Source organism: Paenibacillus sp. Marseille-P2973 (assembly GCF_018101095.1).
GTDB classification, from domain to species: domain Bacteria; phylum Bacillota; class Bacilli; order Paenibacillales; family Paenibacillaceae; genus Fontibacillus; species Fontibacillus vini.
This window is the reverse complement of record NZ_JAGQEH010000003.1, coordinates 561,492-576,286: the sequence shown is the minus strand read 5'-3', so window position 1 is coordinate 576,286 and position 14,795 is coordinate 561,492. Positions and strand designations below refer to the sequence as shown.

General features: G+C 49.4%; 17 protein-coding genes. 1 reads left to right on the top strand and 16 read right to left on the bottom strand.

Annotation, left to right across the window (positions count from 1 at the left end; genetic code table 11):
- Positions 1 to 192: hypothetical protein (locus tag KB559_RS09625; protein ID WP_211021489.1), on the top strand; the 192-nt coding region annotated here is incomplete at its 5' end.
- On the opposite strand, the gene KB559_RS09620 is transcribed toward KB559_RS09625, so the two are convergent.
- From KB559_RS09620 to KB559_RS09550, 16 genes are all read right to left on the bottom strand, one after another.
- A complete protein-coding gene (locus KB559_RS09620) occupies positions 170 to 1,279 on the bottom strand; it encodes a sensor histidine kinase (RefSeq protein WP_211021488.1) in 1,110 nt (369 codons plus the stop codon). The two genes, KB559_RS09625 and KB559_RS09620, sit on opposite strands and share 23 nt — an antisense overlap.
- Positions 1,269 to 1,964: a response regulator transcription factor gene (locus tag KB559_RS09615; protein ID WP_211021487.1), complete on the bottom strand. Its 696-nt coding sequence runs from the start codon at positions 1,962 to 1,964 to the stop codon at positions 1,269 to 1,271. The genes KB559_RS09620 and KB559_RS09615 overlap by 11 nt, the downstream gene beginning before the upstream one ends.
- Before the next feature lie 122 nt (positions 1,965 to 2,086).
- Positions 2,087 to 3,166 carry a sensor histidine kinase gene (locus KB559_RS09610; RefSeq protein WP_211021486.1) on the bottom strand — a complete coding sequence of 360 codons (1,080 nt, stop codon included), beginning with the start codon at positions 3,164 to 3,166 and terminating at the stop codon, positions 2,087 to 2,089.
- Positions 3,163 to 3,840, bottom strand: coding sequence for a response regulator transcription factor (locus tag KB559_RS09605; RefSeq protein WP_211021485.1), 678 nt, complete (start codon positions 3,838 to 3,840; stop codon positions 3,163 to 3,165). Before KB559_RS09605 ends, KB559_RS09610 begins: the two co-directional genes overlap by 4 nt.
- 5 nt (positions 3,841 to 3,845) lie before the next feature.
- The gene (locus tag KB559_RS09600) at positions 3,846 to 5,651 is read right to left on the bottom strand and encodes an ABC transporter ATP-binding protein (protein WP_211021484.1); all 1,806 of its coding nucleotides are present in this window, start codon (positions 5,649 to 5,651) and stop codon (positions 3,846 to 3,848) included.
- A gap of 88 nt (positions 5,652 to 5,739) precedes the next feature.
- A complete protein-coding gene (locus tag KB559_RS09595) occupies positions 5,740 to 6,456 on the bottom strand; it encodes an MgtC/SapB family protein (RefSeq protein WP_211021483.1) in 717 nt (238 codons plus the stop codon).
- A 154-nt stretch (positions 6,457 to 6,610) separates the two neighbouring features.
- A complete protein-coding gene (locus KB559_RS09590; protein ID WP_211021482.1) occupies positions 6,611 to 7,627 on the bottom strand; it encodes a potassium channel family protein in 1,017 nt (338 codons plus the stop codon).
- A gap of 27 nt (positions 7,628 to 7,654) precedes the next feature.
- Positions 7,655 to 8,044: a DUF350 domain-containing protein gene (locus KB559_RS09585; RefSeq protein ID WP_211021481.1), complete on the bottom strand. Its 390-nt coding sequence runs from the start codon at positions 8,042 to 8,044 to the stop codon at positions 7,655 to 7,657.
- Positions 8,044 to 8,667 carry a hypothetical protein gene (locus tag KB559_RS09580; protein WP_211021480.1) on the bottom strand — a complete coding sequence of 208 codons (624 nt, stop codon included), beginning with the start codon at positions 8,665 to 8,667 and terminating at the stop codon, positions 8,044 to 8,046. Before KB559_RS09580 ends, KB559_RS09585 begins: the two co-directional genes overlap by 1 nt.
- Positions 8,668 to 9,864 carry a glutathionylspermidine synthase family protein gene (locus KB559_RS09575; RefSeq protein WP_211021479.1) on the bottom strand — a complete coding sequence of 399 codons (1,197 nt, stop codon included), beginning with the start codon at positions 9,862 to 9,864 and terminating at the stop codon, positions 8,668 to 8,670.
- Positions 9,861 to 10,583 carry a hypothetical protein gene (locus KB559_RS09570; protein ID WP_211021478.1) on the bottom strand — a complete coding sequence of 241 codons (723 nt, stop codon included), beginning with the start codon at positions 10,581 to 10,583 and terminating at the stop codon, positions 9,861 to 9,863. The genes KB559_RS09575 and KB559_RS09570 overlap by 4 nt, the downstream gene beginning before the upstream one ends.
- Positions 10,584 to 10,604: 21 nt before the next feature.
- Complete coding sequence (locus tag KB559_RS09565) at positions 10,605 to 10,820, bottom strand: hypothetical protein (protein ID WP_211021477.1); 216 nt, start codon at positions 10,818 to 10,820, stop codon at positions 10,605 to 10,607.
- Between the two features lie 90 nt (positions 10,821 to 10,910).
- Complete coding sequence (locus KB559_RS09560) at positions 10,911 to 12,596, bottom strand: M20/M25/M40 family metallo-hydrolase (protein ID WP_247681672.1); 1,686 nt, start codon at positions 12,594 to 12,596, stop codon at positions 10,911 to 10,913.
- Between the two features lie 114 nt (positions 12,597 to 12,710).
- On the bottom strand, positions 12,711 to 13,214 hold the full coding sequence (locus KB559_RS09555; protein WP_211021475.1) for a metal-dependent hydrolase: 504 nt from the start codon (positions 13,212 to 13,214) through the stop codon (positions 12,711 to 12,713).
- A 636-nt stretch (positions 13,215 to 13,850) separates the two neighbouring features.
- Positions 13,851 to 13,952 carry a YjcZ family sporulation protein gene (locus KB559_RS25120; protein WP_244861432.1) on the bottom strand — a complete coding sequence of 34 codons (102 nt, stop codon included), beginning with the start codon at positions 13,950 to 13,952 and terminating at the stop codon, positions 13,851 to 13,853.
- A 215-nt stretch (positions 13,953 to 14,167) separates the two neighbouring features.
- Positions 14,168 to 14,794 carry an FMN-dependent NADH-azoreductase gene (locus KB559_RS09550; protein ID WP_211021474.1) on the bottom strand — a complete coding sequence of 209 codons (627 nt, stop codon included), beginning with the start codon at positions 14,792 to 14,794 and terminating at the stop codon, positions 14,168 to 14,170.
- Position 14,795: the final 1 nt, after the last annotated feature.

Below are 14,795 nucleotides of genomic sequence, written 5' to 3'. Positions count from 1 at the left end.
TTGTTGAGCCTGAACATCTCAATTTTATCGGAATGGTCTTGGTGGTCAAACCTTCGATCCCTCCACCCGCATAGCGGGTGGTTTTTTGTTTCGCACGCTTCGCGAGCTCAACTGGCTAAAGCCGTAAAAAAACGGCTGACCCAAGGTCAGCCGTTTCTATCCATTCCTTTTAATTTTGGCGCCGATCCATAACGTCCAGTGGCAGCCGGACCGTAAATACCGTTCGATCGTCATCGCTTTCCGCGGAAATTACGCCGCCATGCAGATCGACGATATGTTTGGCAATCGCGAGGCCGATGCCCGAGCCCCCCGTATGCGCGGCGCGTGATTTTTCCACCCGGTAAAACCGGTCAAACAAATGCGGCAGATCCGACTCGGGGATCGGATCGCCATAGTTGATCACCTCGGTGACGACCTCGTTTCCTTCAAGGCGGCCGCGAATATCCAGCAGCCTGCCGTCGCTGCCATAACGGATAGCGTTGGTTATCAGGTTCTCGTATACCCGGCGCAGCTTATCCCCTTCGGCTATGACGAATAACGGCTGCTGATTCATAAACAAGCGGCATTCCATCTTGTTCTCCTGCAGCTGCCACCCGAAATGGGCCGTAATCTGGTACAGCATTTCCGCCAGATTGATTCTGCTTTTGTGCAGCTTCATTTCTTTATTTTGTAGCCGCGTGTACTCGAACAAGTCTTGAAGCAGCTGCTTCAGGCGCAGCGACTCTTCATAAGCCATATTGACGTAATGGCGAAGCTCCACTTCATCGCGATACCGGTCTTGATCGATCAGTCCCAAATAACCGGTAATGGAAGTAAGCGGCGTTCGCAGGTCATGCGATACGTTCGTAATCAGCTCGTTCTTCGTTTGCTCGGCTCTCCGTTCTTCCTCCATGGAGGTACGCAGCCGTTCGACCATCCGGTTGATATCCGTCGCGAGTTGTCCTAACTGGCCGACGTTTTCCACCGGAATTTTAGCTGCTGAGCCTTCCTCGACGCGATGGACTTCCTCAATCAGCAGTTTGAGGTATTTCTGCTCGTGTCGCCGGACGCTCCGCCGGTAGAAATAAAGCGCGAACAGCAGCATAATCGGTACGCCCGAAAGGTAGTAGGCTTCAGGAAACCCGATATTTCGGCCGACCCACAAAATAACCGTATTGAAGGTGACCCGCGGATAGAAGAAATAGAAAGCTCTCGCCAGAAATACCAGCAGCAGCAGGGAAACGAGCGAGGTTACAATCGTCCAAAACAACCAGGCAAGAAATCTTAAACTAGCCTTCAATTTTGTAGCCGACCCCCCAAACCGTCCGGATCAGCTTCTCTCCGTCCATTTCTTTCTCCAGCTTGTCCCGAAGACGGCTGATATGCACTGTAACGGAGTTGTTGCTCTCGAAATATTTATCCTTCCAGATCAGCTCGAAAATCTCCTCCGACCCGAACACGCGACCTGGATGGCTAGCCAACAAAAATAAAATGCCGAACTCGATCGGCGTCAATTTAACCGGCCTGCCGTCAACCATAGCGGTATGGGTCTCTTTATCGATTTGCAGGGACCCCAGCTTGATCAGATGATCCTGAGGCTGCGGTGCGGGTTGAACCGCATAGGAGGATCTGCGCAGAAGCGACTTCACCCGGGCAACCAGCTCCAATGGATTAAACGGCTTGACCATATAATCGTCCGCCCCGGTCATGAGCCCGGTGATTTTATCCATGTCTCCGTCCTTGGCGCTTAACATTAGGATCGGGGTAGTCCGGGTTTCCCTGATTTTCAGGCATACCGAAATTCCGTCCATTCCCGGCATCATTATATCCAGCACAACCAGATCGATTTCTTCCCGCTCCATCATTTCAAGTGCGAGGAGTCCGTTATCCGCCCGATGAACGGCATATCCCTCATTAAGCAGGTAGATTTCGATCAGCTTGGCTATCTTCTCATCATCATCGACAATCAGAATTTGTTTGCTCATTGTTTTACTCATCCTTTATTTGACCTGGCTTAACTCACCATTCTATCATACCATGAGCTCTCGCCCCTAAAACTAATAAAAGGTTAAAAAAGGATTACGAAGTTATTAAGATTAACGATCCTTCAATTTTCCAAAGAACCGGGAAGAGTAACCGCAAAGCTTGTTCCCTGACCCGGTTCGGACTGCACCGTAATTTCTCCCCGGTGGATGTCCACGATTTTTTTTACGATCGATAGGCCAAGTCCGCTTCCTCCCACACTCCGGTTCCGGGATTTGTCGGCCTTATAGAAACGTTCGAACAAGCGCGGCAAATCGGCTTCCCCGATCCCAATGCCGGTATCGGCAAAGACAACCTCCATACCGTCATTGTTCGGACGAAGCGAAATTTTTACCGCTCCGCCCTCCGGCGTAAACTTGATGCTGTTGTGAAGCAAATTCACCCAGACCTGTCTCAGTAAATCTTCGGCTCCGTCGATTTCGCATTCCTGCAATTCAAGCTCGACTTGTATGGTTTTGGCCATCCATTGCGGCTCACTGGCCAGCACGACCGCTTGCAATTGACGGTCCAGCCTAAAGCGGCCGGTTGCAAATGCGCCGGGATCGCTTTCCAGAGACGATAGCTTCAACAGATTATCACTCATTTGCGACAACCGCTGGCTCTCGCGCTCAATAATGTCCAGGTAATGTTCCCGTTTTGCCGGGGATATAGCAGGATTGCGCAACGCTGTAGCAAAACCCTGGATGGAGGTCAGCGGAGACTGGATTTCATGCGATACATTGGAGATGAAATCCTGCCGCATCGTTTCCATTCTGCCCAGTTCACCGGCCATTTCATTAATGCTGTGAGCAATCTTTTCAAACTCCCGCTGATTGCTTCGATACTCCAGCTTGACCGAAAAGTCGCCCTTCGAGATCCGCCGCATCGCATCGATAATTGCCTTTAACATCGCCATTTCTTTACGGTGTAAATAAATTCCGAACAGCAGCATGCAGCATATAAACAAGATAATCCCAAATATGAAGTTGATGAGCTGAATGACATAATCCGAGGATGGACTCCCTGTATAACCATAGAGCGCCTTGGTAAGATAAATCGCACCTGTCCAGCAAATCGTCAAAACCAAAAAGAGGGCGGTCACCTGTAATAAATGCTTTAAAATATTCCAGGTGACCTTAAGAGCTTTTACCGTTCCCGTTTTCAATCTCCGACCACCTCCAGCCGGTACCCGAGGCCGCGAATCGTCCGAATCTTGAATCCGTATTTATCCACGGAAAAACGTTCGCGCAGCCGGTTTATATGCACGTCAAGCGTCCGCTCGTTGCCTTCGAAATCGTATCCCCAAATCTCCTCGATCAATTGCTCGCGAGTCAAGGTTCTTCCCGGGCTGCTGCCGAGCCTGAACAACAGTTCGAATTCTTTTAAAGGCAGTGTGAACTTTTCGTTATCAGCCACTGCCTCAAAAGTACGGCGATTCATACGGACGCTGCCGATCGCCACGGTCTGAGAAGCAATCACCTGGTATCGCTTCAGCAGCGCTTTGACCCGAACGATCAATTCCGCCGGCTGAAACGGCTTAACCAGGTAATCGTCCGCGCCGAGATCGAAGCCTTTCACAATCTGCTTCGTTTCTCCCTTGGCGGTCAGCATCAGAACAGGCATTTCATACAGCCGCTGAAGCTCCCGGCAAAGTTCCCAGCCGTCCATCCCGGGCATCATTACATCGAGAATGACCAAGTCGGCCTTCTCTTGTTCCAGAGAGGCGAGAGCTTTCAAACCATTCTCCGCCTCATCCGCTTCCATCCCCGCTTCCTCCAGAAAGACCCGCACAAGCTCGCGGATATGCGGATCATCATCAACAATAAGTATTTTAGGCATAACTCTCAGTCCCTTGCTTCATCTAAAATACCTTCGGCAATTTGCAGCTGCTGCGCCGCGAATTCCCGGTACATTTCGTGATTCTTCAGCAATTCGTCATGCGTTCCCCGGCCGGTGACCGTCCCTTTCTCTACGAAAATGATCTGATCCGCACCAACGACCGTCGACAAGCGATGCGCAATCACGATCGTTGTACGACCCGCCATCAGGTTATTCAGCGCTTGCTGAACGACCTGTTCCGAGCGGCTGTCCAGGCTGGACGTTGCTTCATCCAGCATCAGAATCTTCGGGTCACGCAGCAGCGCCCGGGCAATCGCGATCCGCTGGCGTTGGCCTCCGGACAGCTTGACGCCCCGCTCGCCTACATCGGTGTCATACCCGTTCGGCAGCTCAGCGATAAACCCGTCGGCATAAGCCATTTCCGCCGCTTGCCGGAGCTCGTCGTCACTTACGCTACGCTCGACTCCGTAGCAAAGATTTTCCCGGATCGTGCCCGCAATCATCGGACTATCCTGGGACACATACCCGATTATCGAGCGCCAGGACCGCAGAGAGAAGCTGTCGATCGGCTCCGTGCCTAGCAGAATTCGTCCCTCATGAGGGAGGTAGAATCGCTCGAGCATCGAGAACAGCGTCGTTTTCCCTCCGCCGCTCGGACCAACCACAGCCGTCACCGTACCCGGTTCCATACGGAAGCTAACTCCCTTGAGTATGGGCTCCTCTTGCTTGTAACCAAAAGAAAGAGATTCGATCGTCACCGGACGGTTGGCATATCTCACTTCTTGACCGATATCGAAGGCTTCCTCCTCCGCTTCCAACGTTTCCATGATCCGTTCTGTAGCGCCCTTTGCTTTTTGCAATTGGGTGAAAAAGGTCGTTAGCTGAGTCATCGGCATGACGATCTGAATCAGATACAATATAAACGCAACCAGCTCCCCCGCGGTCAACGCCCCGGAAGACACCTGCATTCCCCCATATCCAATAACAACGACCAACAGCATCATCATCACGACGGATATGAGCGGACTGATCCAGGCCATCACCAGACCTTCCTTCACTCCGAATTTCAGCAGGCCAGTAATGCCTTTGCTTCCGCTGGCATATTCTCTGGGCTCCGCATTCGAAGCTTTGACCAAGCGGATTTCCGACAACACCTGGCTGAGGGTAGCCGTAAACGAAGCGGTCTCATCCTGCATTCCTATGGATATTTTGTACATTTTCCGCCCCAGCGGATAAAGAACCAACGCAGCTAGAGGAATGACAATGAACATGATCACCGTCATCTTCCAGTTTAAATACAGCAATACAATGATCGATCCGACTATGGAAATAATGCCGCTGAAAAAACCGGCGACGTGCTCGGAGATCAGAGTCTTGATCACGCCCGTATCATTGGTCATCCGGCTTACGGATTCCCCGGTCCGGTTATTGTCAAAATAAGAGACCGGCAGGACCAACAGCTTTTTCCACAAACGGTCCCTCAGCGAAGCAACCATCTTCTGACCGATATAATTCAGCAGGAAAATCCCCAAGCCCGAAGCGAGCGTTTGACCCGCGAATGCGGCAACCAGGGCGATAATTTGAGTCCGGTCCAAAGCGGCCAACGAAAAACCGTCAACCAGATTTTTTGTAAACATCGGGATGACCAGCCCGACCAACGTGGAAACTACGCTAAGCAGCACTGCCGTTGTCAAAAGTCCTATCGACGGTTTTGTTTCCCGCATCAAGCGGAAAAAGGCCCCTTTATTTGATTTATCTGATGCAGTCGATCCAGACGACTCTATGGCTTCTGCCGTTCCATTCAATGCCATGTTTATTTTCCCCTCTCCATTCCTTATCTAGTATAGGGAAAGGATAAACTACGTATTTAAACTGAATGTAAACAGCATGAAATCGAATTTAAAGATTTTCTACCTCAACGCTGATGACATGATCGATATGCCGCACAAAATGATAAATTTCGGTGGTGTATTCCCTTTCCGATGCGGAGATGACCATATCTACCCGTTGACGGCCTTCCTCAAGATCTTTAATTTTCAAGCGCCGAATACGGTGCTGGTTTCTTTTCGCTCCCGGGCCGGTACCATCCTTACGCTCGATAATCCGGATGAGCTCCGCCACATCTCCGTGATCCCCCATCACGACCTTGATGGATACGTCGCGCTGATTCAGCTTGTAGGGCCCGATCCATTTGATCAAATAAGGAATAAAGTTGACCGACAGAATCAGCAGAATGACCGCTAGAGCAGCCTCTATATAGAAGCCTGTTCCGATCGCAATCCCGATCCCGGAGGCGGCCCAAATCATCGCGGCCGACGTCAGGCCGGAGATTCCCTCATTACTTCTCCGCAAAATCGCTCCGGCCCCTAGAAAACCGATCCCGCTGACAATTTGCGCGGCCAGACGCATCGGGTCCATATTCGGGTGATCCGGACCGGCGAACTTTTCAAAGGCTTCGATCGAGACGATCGTAACCAGGCAGCTCGCGATACATATGACCATACTCGTTTTGATCCCCAGCGGCTTCTGTTTCAATTGACGGTCAATACCGATAAACAGACCGAATAATAATGCCATGCATAGCTTAAAAATCATTTCCAAATCGATCTGCTCCATAATACCTCTCCTTAAACATTATAGAGTGAGTATAAGTGTATTCCGCGGTTTTGCGCAAATGCACTTTACTCTACTTTACCCGCAAATCTAATAATGTCTTTAATCATAAAAAAAACCCCGCTCCTATGACCGGGGGTAATGAATTGAAATTGGTTTATAGTCCGGCAATACGCCGGTAAGTCGTCTCGTCCGAAACAATATATAACCGTGCATCCGGGGGGATTAGCTGATCCAGTTTCCGGTTGATCCCCAGATCATTGCGATCGGCAAGCAAGGTCGCTCCCTGACTCAACAAATCCTGAAAAGCATCCCGATAAGTTTTCCAGCCTTGCTGAACCTTGACTTCATAAATATCATCACCATGCTGACGGCTAAGCAACTGACGAATCACATCCGAATTACCTTCCTGCAGTGCCGACCTTACGGCCAGTCTTGAAATGGCGTCATGCGACAAGACAAATTCATTGACCTGAACATAACGGAAATTCTGAATATTTTTTTCCTGCGTGATCTCTACCGTTGTATGTACATGCGGCGCAAGCCGCTCGATGCTGGAGGCGATGAGCAGAGATTTCCCGTCGATCAGCGACGCTTCTTCGATCCGCGAATCCGCAAATATAATAGCCGCTCTCGCTTTTGAAATGTTCGCCTTCTCCAGAATATCATCTGCCGCTGGATCTCCAGAGACGAAATGAACCTGATGCAGATGCTCCAATGGATGTTGATTGGATTCATCGATGATCACAATTTGGCTTCTCGGGGAGTAGCACAAAATTTCATCTACCGCCGATTGCGCTTTTTTGCTCCAGTTTATCAACAGGACATGTTCCTCGCCATGAAAGTTCAAAGTCCCGGCTCCTCTCTGCCGTTGAAGGCTGCCCAGAGAATCGATGACCTTCCCGATAACCAAACTGAGCAGGCCGATGCCAAAAATGTATAAAAAAATTGTAAATGCTTTGCCGAATTCCGTCTTCGCAAAATAATCACCATAGCCTACGGTCGCCATCGTTGTCATAACCCAGTACAGCGCATTAAACCAGTTTCCGAAGGTACCCGGTTCCAGCAGAAAAGCGATGGTCGCGCTGGCAACGATAAAACCGAGAATGATCAAAGCGATTGACGTTTTCCGTAAACGCATTAATTTCGTGGTAAATCTAAGAAAAAAATGCACTGGCCTGCCCCTCTCCCTGGTTGACCCTTAGATGATGAGGCTGCTGACCGCAAAGGCAGTCCCGATAAATACAAGACAAAGAAAGAGCCCCACGGCCACATTTCCTTGCTGCAAATGATCGGATACTTTAAACCCTGGGGTCACCAGTTCGAAGATCCAATAGGCTGCGATAAGGCATACGTATCCGACAGCAAACCATAGGATCATAAACCAGATCGACGTGTTTGTGTACGCAGCTACGCCCAAAATAATGGCCGTACCAATAAACTTTCCGCCCATAGCTAAAGCGGCCGCCTTGTTACCTTTTTTCAATTCTTCCATGTCTTTATACGGCGTCATCCAGCTAAAAATCACCATGCCCAGCAATTGCAGCCCGATAATGACAATTACGCTCACTATAATATTTATAAATACCATTACTTCGCCCACCCCCTAAATTTCGCAAAGGCCGAATCATAATCGGCAAAATCATGCACTTCCTCAAGCACGACGGAAGCTGTCTTCTTCTTCTCCAGGTCTTTATATCGCGCGTCATCAATCGGCTGCTTGATCCGGTTGCCGGTCGGCAGCTCCAGCACGGCGAAATTTCTCGTCTTTTTCTGGTATTCGGTCTTATACACACCAACCAGATCGACATCGGTCGTGACGGACACTTTCAATTCGGCGATATCCTTATCCGCCGCGGTCTTATCGGGATACGATTTAATCGTATTCCAGGCCGATAACCGGACTTCATTCTTCTGGTTTTCGTCCGTGGTCAATTCCGCATCCATAAACTGCAACACCCAAACTTTGTCCCCGGTTGCGTAATTGCCGTCATTCGGCAGCAGTTCATTGTCAGGCAGAACCGTCATATCGCTTCCGATCAGATCTCCGACGGTTCCTTCCTGAATGCGATAATCCCAAGGTACGCGTACCGTCGACAAAGAAGTTTCCGAGCCGGAGTCGGTATGAAAAACGCTGGTTGAGTTACCGCAGGCGCTAAGCACCAACAGCAGAACCCCGGCCAATAATAGCCAAAGCGCTCTTTTGTTTCGCATTTATTTCACTCCCATCGCTATAAAATGACTGGCATTGCCCGTGATGGGGCCGCCCGCTCTGCCCAACAGGCCGCAGGGAGTCCCGTTGATAACAAACATGCCGGTCAGTAAATGAAGTTCTCCTACAGCCGTATTGATTTTCGCCAGCTCAGCCCGTTTCTGGTACACCGACGGAAACAGCACACTGCTGTCGAAGCCTTCTTGATCTTCGATTTCCAATTGACCTTCAGCGTCATACATGCGCACCGAACCGCCCTCGCGCCCAAACATCGATTTGGACACAAAGCTGCCCGAGAAAACCGGCTTATTGTAAGTAGGCAGTACATAAGCCGAGATGGCTTCTCTTTCCTTCTCATTGAACAGCAGGCCAAGTTCATACAGCCCCCACACGGCTGCCAATAAACCTTTCGATTGCAGCAAAAGGCTGTGCGGAGGATTAAACAGAGTAAGTCTCTCCGTCTCAATCGCAAACGCCATCGCTTCTCCGGCATCGTCTACGGCCATCCATTCCTTCGGATAAAGAGCAAACATCCTCCGGATGATTTCCCCGGATTTGTTCTTTAAATAGCCGTCATCAAACCAAAGCTCCAGACAATCCTCGCACGTCATTTCCCGTCCGCTGTGGCGGACAAGCGCTTCAATTGTCCCGGAATCCTCCATATGTTGGCCATAAGCCACACATGCTGCAGTATCCGGTTGTTCCACCGCCCATGCGGCGGCAACCAAATCCTTCATCCCCTTATTCGGAGATGATAATCCAGCCTGTTCCAGAATCCAAGGCGTAGCTATAGAAGATTCCACATAACCCGTCGGCGTATCTGCATTCAATTCGAGAAGCTTGATGCTGCCGTCATTGGATATCGCAAAGTCGAATCGCGCATACCGGCTGATCAGCCCGGGTTCCGCCAGCTCAGTTTGATCCAGCAATTCCCACATTACCGGCGGAATGCCCAGCAATTCATAAAGATCCGGACGTCGATGAACATAGCGGACCGCTTTGTCCAGAATTCCCCATAACGCTGTTGCCGCTTGCTCCAACTCTTCATACAGCGGCTGCTCCATGAGTACAATCTGATCGATCCAATACTCTTCATCCTCTAAATCGGCCCAGGTAAAACCAAGCTCAAAGAGCTGCTTGACGCGGGATTCCCGGTCGCTATGCGGAGTACCAATAACTTCGAACGCTTGACCGGTCATCCTCCGAAGAACCCTTTACTCGAACTTGATTTGGAACTGGACGATCCTGAAATGGAGCTCTTCGTGCTGGATTTCGAGCTGGATGACGAAGATCCCAGTCCGCTGGATTTGCCTCCGATGCCTCCCGGGCTCGACGAAGTGGAGCGTCTAACAATCGATCCCTTTGTAGAAGTCGACGTTTTAGGCGGCACGACCGAGCCTGCTACCGGCTTGTTCTGGAAAGTACCGCTGGAATAGGAACGAGGCTTATATGCCGTATTCGTTCCGGTGTAATATCCGCCACGGCTTTTATGCCAGCCGCTTGAGGAATAATTCGAACCGCTGTTAAACAGCAAATGATACAGCAGCATATCGTCCCAGCCGAAGCCGGTTCCATAGCCACCATAATTGTTGATAACCGTCGTTCCGCCTGAAGCCGCGCCCGTTCCTCCCGTGTCTTCCTCCTGTTGCTCGCCTTGTTCCGCGAGCGGCAGCGGGAGATTCCAATCGACGTTCTTATCAAAATACGCCTTTACTTCTTCATTGGACCAAGCCACGAGTTTAGGTTCATCTCCGGCAGCGTCGCTGCCAGCGGCCGTAACAGCACCGCCAGGAACTAAAAATGCGTTCGCCAGCAACGCAATCCCTAGGGAAGTCGATAATACCCGGAGCGGCTTGCCATCCGGTGTAAACAGCTTAGATGTACCTTCTTCTTTCTTCTTGTTCTCTTCGTTAGTCAAAACAGTTCCTCCTTTCGGAGCCTACTCGTTCCGAACCGGTACGAGCAATAGCTCCAGTATCCCCTCGTCTACGTTCAACCGGCCTTCCACCGTTTCAAATTCACGTCCGCCCACGACGATATAATTTACATGCTCCAGCGCCGTGATCATCGCCGGACTCCATGCGCGCTGGTCAATTTGTTCAATATTTCCGTCAGCCATTTTCTCAAACATTTTAACATTCATGCTGTTCTCCACACTGACCCATCCTTTCCAAATAAACGACTATTTAATGATACGAGGTTGACGTCCGATAGTTTCATCTCACAACAAAAAACAATACACATTTTACGGGAAGGATTTGTTCACTGCTTGCTTGATCTTCCTCCGTTGTTCCTTGGTGCAAAAGACGGGAAATACGAGCGATAGGGCTATTGTTGCAAATACCATCAGTTCACCGGCCATCATCAAGGTCATCATTACAAATACCATATAACAAATCGGCGTAAAAAGAATAAATCCGGGAGCCGCAAAGATCGCGGATGTCCAGCCCGAATCGTTAATTCGTCTGAGCATCGACAGGTTCAGGCCGATTAAGCTGAAAATCAGCGGCCACACGAACAAATAGCTTCCGCCAGGCAAATATAAACAAGTTGCCGCGCTAAGCAGCAGCCAAACCAACAATGTCCCGCTCCAGACATTCTCCGCATGGTTGTATCTGGAAATCCACCGGATCAACAGCCATATGATACCGATTGTAACCGCCAAGAATCCGGCAAACCAATAAACGCTAATTATCGGGTCCAGCCCGATGACTCGTAACTGCTCCCGGCTGACGCCGCTGCGCACAAGGCTCCATGCAAGTGCTGCAACGCCGTATACCACTCCAAGCAGCAGGAGAAAGATGGCAGCACCGCCCAATGTGCCTTTAAGACTGATTTTGCGGCGGCTCATCCCGTGCCATAAAGTCAGCACATACAGTAATACTGTAAAGGCCAGGATCCAGATTGCCCAGGACTGAGGGTAGTGGACCATTTTCCAGCCGAAAATATTAAAATAGACAGCATCCTCTTGGCGAACATCCTTCAAATTCAGGTCTCCGAAATGCCGGGTTAAACTAAGCATATATTCGCCATGATGTTGAAGACTCGCCTGATCCAGATTCTCCGGCGTATCCAACTCGTCATGATAAGCATTAGCTCCCATGCCGAAAGCAAAATTCAGCCCGGCCAATCCTCCTTCTTTAAACACGGTCATATCCGTGTCGTTCGGCATCAACTTGTAAACATTGTAAATCAGAGAGTATCCGATAGGATTCGGTGCGGCCTTGATGAATTCGGAGATCAGCCACCCGTTCCGGTCGCTGGTTTCGAACATAAACGACGGTCCTCTATTCCCGCGGGCCTCAAAATTCAGGACAAGTCCCGGCTCTCCTGCCCACGGATGTTCCGCCATAAACGCTCTGGCCCCGGTCAAACCCAGTTCTTCCCCATCTGTCATGAGCAAGATCAAGTCGTTCTTCAAAGGACCTGCGGTTTGCAAAGCTCGAACCGTTTCCAGCATGGCTGCAATCGCTGCTCCGTCGTCCGCTGCCCCTGGTGCTGCCGGCACCGAATCGTAATGTGCGGCAATCATGACCGGCTTGGTGTTTGCAGTGCCTGGAATCCGGGTTACGATATTTTCGAGATTGACCATCCCCGCTCCGTTCAATACCGCCTGACTTTTATGTATTTCCGGTGTTAAACCGAGTCCCTTCAGTTCCGACATTAAGTAATCTCGCACGGTATCATGGGCTGCCGAGCCTACCGGATGCGGATCTTCGGCGATGATTTCAAGCTGTTTCATGGCAAGGGTCGCAGAGAAATCTTCAGGTGGTGCGTTCAAATCCGCAGATTTCGGCGCCTTGATCTGCAGCAGACCGATAAGAATTGCGCCGGCGATGCACAGAATAATAAATGCTCTCTGCAGCCATTTAAACGGTCCTCTTCGGGCTGCCAGACGCGTGTCGCCTAAGGATGTAGGCAAATAATCCAAAGTACCCCTCCTCAACAGGAATGATTGGAAAAATATTCTTCCACCATCATAGTCAACAACGGAGGAGTTGCCAAGCATTTTTCCCGCTCAAACAGAGCGGGTACGCCCTTCAAATCACATCCACCGCAAGCTCCCGCTCAGGATCGGATAAATAATCACAGCTGCCCCCAAAGCTAAGCGGAAGATGCCTTCAGCAAAGGAACCGGTGTCGATCGCCATAAATTTCGGAAGAAGACGAATTTTACGTTTCCATGGCCAGAACAGGGCGACCCCCTGCTCATTGAGCATATCGATTAATGAGTGCGATCCGTAAGCAAGGATAAACGTCCAGAACAACAATTCCGGCATCGCCGTCGACAAGCTGGTCAACAACAATATAAATAGAAGCGAATGTGTCAGCGTCCGATGCTTAACTTTAAGCAAATGCAAAATCCAGGATACCGGAAGTAATATCTTCGCCATGGTAGAGCCTTTCTTGTCGATATCGGCCAACGGTCCGACCAGGCATCCCAGAAGCAAGGCCGCACCCGCCTCCCATGTAAGTAATGGCTGGTGATAATAAGACAGTACGCACTCGGCCGTCAATAAGCCGGCCAGGCTGTGTGTTTTCTGAAGCATATGTAAGTCCTCCAAGTCGTTTCTTGATGTCTCAGGTCATTATAGCATCGGGTTTATCGTAAAATATGTATTTTCATTATATCGGACAAGAACTAGTGTTCGCAATATGATATTTTGGCGGGAAAATAAAGTAACAGGAGTCTATTACTCTATTAAAAATTAATATCCTTCTCAAAATAACAGTGGCAGCAGGAACTCGCGGGTCGAGTCCACTACTGCCACAAGCTTCATTTATACATTTTCTGTAATGATGAACGAAGCTTTGCTGCAAAGCATAGTATAGATTACTTATACAAAGGAGGAATCGCTGATCATGAGTCTTCAACATGGAAGTTACCAGCATAATGTGCTCTATCAGGCTGACAAACATCTGGTTCAAAACTTGCACGATGCAAGAAATCGGGTTCACCAAATCTGCAACCTGCATGCAAACAAGGTCGTTAAAATTGACACGTTAGACGGTCAAACGTTCGTAGGTAGAATCGTTAATTGTAACAGGGGCATATTGTACTTAGCAGTACGCAACCCCTATCATGGAACACAACGTGCATTTTGGGGAAGTCCTTTTAACAACGATGATGAACTCATTCTAACCTTAGTGCTATATGAATTGCTCGTTATTACTTTGTTATCTACTTAGAACGTTCTAAGAACAATGACCAACAAGATGTAAAGAACTAAAATTGTTGCAGTCGATGTAAACACGCCACCGTATCCTCCACCATTGCATTCACCCATTAATTTCCCCTCCTCAAGAGTAATTAGATTACACAAACATACTATGTAACTCCGTTTATCCTTGTATGGACTATAACCCATTTGCCATTTGATTTTGCATTTAAACTGAAAATATCTTCGCTCATTATAAAAAGGGCTATTCTGCAGGTGACGATCGCTCGCCATGTCAGAATAGCCCTTTGATTCAGAGGTTAAAACTGCCTCCGCGTATTTAATTAGAACTTGGCAGCCAGATCAGCAGCACGTTTTACGCCGTCCATAACGATAGCTTCGGCGCGGTCAGGAAACTGGTTGTGACCTTCAACAATCACGGTTTCCGGGTTCGTGATTCCCCAGAATGCAAGCGATGTGGTCACGTATTTCATCGACATTTCCATGTCCGCCATCGGTCCTTCGGAGTAAACTCCGCCGCGTGCTTGCAACAAAGCTACTTTCTTGTCGCCTACGAGCCCAACCGGACCTTCTGCCGTATATTTAAACGTTTTGCCAGCTTGGTTCAAGTAGAACATGTAAGTGAGCAACTGTGCCGGAATCGTGAAGTTCCAAAGCGGGAATGCGAAAACCACTTTGTCGGCGCCAAGAAATTGATCCAGGTAAGTATTCGCCAGATCGGCCGCTTTCTGTTCCTCCGGAGTCGTCGGAATATCTTTACCCAGTTTGAACAAGCCGGTCAGCATATCGTTGTCATAGTACGGCAGATCCGCTTCGAACAAGTTCAGCTCGGTGACCAAGTCATCCGGATGAGTTTCTTTATATGTTTTCAAGAAACTTTCATAAAGTTTAACTGTGACCGATTGATCAACCGGACGGTTATTTGCTTTAATAAATAATACATGTGACATT

Excerpts from the sequence above, each read along its gene's own strand:
- KB559_RS09615 (WP_211021487.1), bottom strand. The coding sequence starts at position 1,964 with ATGAGCAAACAAATTCTGATTGTCGATGATGATGAGAAGATAGCCAAG.
- KB559_RS09605 (WP_211021485.1), bottom strand. The coding sequence starts at position 3,840 with ATGCCTAAAATACTTATTGTTGATGATGATCCGCATATCCGCGAGCTT.
- KB559_RS09600 (WP_211021484.1), bottom strand. The coding sequence starts at position 5,651 with ATGGCATTGAATGGAACGGCAGAAGCCATAGAGTCGTCTGGATCGACT.
- KB559_RS09595 (WP_211021483.1), bottom strand. The coding sequence starts at position 6,456 with ATGGAGCAGATCGATTTGGAAATGATTTTTAAGCTATGCATGGCATTA.
- KB559_RS09585 (WP_211021481.1), bottom strand. The coding sequence starts at position 8,044 with ATGGTATTTATAAATATTATAGTGAGCGTAATTGTCATTATCGGGCTG.
- KB559_RS09580 (WP_211021480.1), bottom strand. The coding sequence starts at position 8,667 with ATGCGAAACAAAAGAGCGCTTTGGCTATTATTGGCCGGGGTTCTGCTG.
- KB559_RS09575 (WP_211021479.1), bottom strand. The coding sequence starts at position 9,864 with ATGACCGGTCAAGCGTTCGAAGTTATTGGTACTCCGCATAGCGACCGG.
- KB559_RS09555 (WP_211021475.1), bottom strand. The coding sequence starts at position 13,214 with ATGCTTCAGAAAACACACAGCCTGGCCGGCTTATTGACGGCCGAGTGC.
- KB559_RS25120 (WP_244861432.1), bottom strand. The coding sequence starts at position 13,952 with ATGGGTGAATGCAATGGTGGAGGATACGGTGGCGTGTTTACATCGACT.
- KB559_RS09550 (WP_211021474.1), bottom strand. The coding sequence starts at position 14,794 with ATGTCACATGTATTATTTATTAAAGCAAATAACCGTCCGGTTGATCAA.